Source organism: Streptococcus sp. NLN76 (assembly GCF_015686645.1).
Classification (GTDB): Bacteria; Bacillota; Bacilli; order Lactobacillales; family Streptococcaceae; genus Streptococcus.
Genome location: NZ_JADPMS010000099.1, coordinates 1 through 997, shown reverse-complemented (window position 1 = coordinate 997; position 997 = coordinate 1). Strand labels below are relative to the sequence as shown.

General features: G+C 40.5%; 1 protein-coding gene. It reads right to left on the bottom strand.

Annotation, left to right across the window (positions count from 1 at the left end):
* Window positions 1–706: transposase (locus I1A59_RS09445; protein ID WP_196092491.1), on the bottom strand; the 706-nt coding region annotated here is incomplete at its 3' end.
* Window positions 707–997: the final 291 nt, after the last annotated feature.

Genomic DNA, 997 nt, shown 5'->3' with positions numbered 1-997 from the left:
TAACTGCAGCTTGAATGGCTTTGGCCAACTTGTTAGGGTCTTTAAATCGTCCCTTGCCTCTACTTTGTAAGAAGTCGGCAAGTTGATCGAGAGGGATCGAAGCTATTTCATCAAGGGATAAATCCTCGGTCATCAAGCTTAGGATAGTTGACGAGAATACAGAGGTGCTAAGATTTTCTTTCTTGATTTCAGAAGAAAGAGTATTGCACTTGTAATAAATATTTTCGATAAAATGTTGCTTAGTTTTGCTCAACTGTTCCACCATCTGTAATCTAGTTCTAGTGAGATGTTGGAGAGCCATATACTTTTCCTCTTTAAGAAAGGCGGGGGAAAAGCGTTCAATACGGAAATAATCGGCAATATAGAAGGCATCGATAAAATCATTTTTATTTTCTTCGAAAGCTTCTCGATATTTCTTAATCTTATTTGGTTGTTCAACGACCACTTCAGCCCCCAGCTGTTTTAACTGGCTATCTTCATTGAAGAACATGGCAGGATGAAAGCTATAGAGACTCGTTGCCTCCATCCCAATCACGATTCTTTTAAAGCTGTGCTTCTCATTTAGATCAAGAACGGCTTTCTTGATTTCAGCAGCTCCTGTTAAATCATTTGGAAGTGAGGCGCAAAATGGTGTGGAAGTATCGCTGAGCATAATGCAGACATCTAACTTGGTAGAACTGACGTCTAAACCGACAAAACATTTCATGTGGAAGGTCTCCTTTCTGTTAGATTTGGAAGTTTCCTTGACTACTGTAAGGTTCCCCAGAAGTCCTTCATTCGACAGCCTCGCATAATAGAATTCTCATCACCTATTCACAAGCCGCCTACTCTCTACTAAGAGCAGAAGTGAAGAGGTGGAAACAGCTAGTGGGTTGGAGGTAAAATGAAGGGCTGGGTAACAGACTTTGTAATGAAGACTGAGCAACAAGGAGGATAAGAAACAACCATGAGTCCTTTCCATAACTCTATTGTTCTGGGAAACATTGCAATAGTCAAG